The organism is Pseudomonas sp. HY13-MNA-CIBAN-0226 (assembly GCF_040310305.1).
GTDB lineage: Bacteria > Pseudomonadota > Gammaproteobacteria > Pseudomonadales > Pseudomonadaceae > Aquipseudomonas > Aquipseudomonas gregormendelii.
In genome coordinates this window covers 1-345 of the sequence record NZ_JBEOPS010000112.1, presented here as the reverse complement: position 1 = coordinate 345, position 345 = coordinate 1, and the positions used below count along the sequence as shown (strand labels likewise).

Annotated in this window: 1 protein-coding gene; it reads left to right on the top strand. The window is 46.1% G+C overall.

Translation table 11 applies throughout. The annotated features are described in order from the left end of the window. Nucleotides 1-345, top strand: a 345-nt coding sequence (locus tag AAEZ05_RS27995) for an HlyD family secretion protein (protein ID WP_350649815.1), incomplete at both ends; no start/stop codon positions are given.

Here is a 345-nt window from a genome sequence, read left to right as displayed (position 1 = left end):
CCTTAAATGAGCCTACGAAAAACAATAATACAGAAAACACTGCCCAAAAAACGCCACCAGAAAACGATGCAAATGTAGAGAGCAGTCAGCCTAGCGTTGATAAAAGCACGGTAACAACCAGTAATGACACCTCTGCTAACCTCAAACAGCCCTATCAATTAACCACTGTACGTGCCAGTTTTTCAGGTCGCGTCGAAAAGCTGTATGCTAAAGCTGGACAAGGGCTAGCCGCGCGTCAACCGCTACTGCTACTCAGTGATGAGACTGAATTACACTTTATGGCCACTGTCCCTATTCAAGCTGAGCCTCAGCTTTCGGTCGGTCAGACAGTGAATTTTAGTGCTA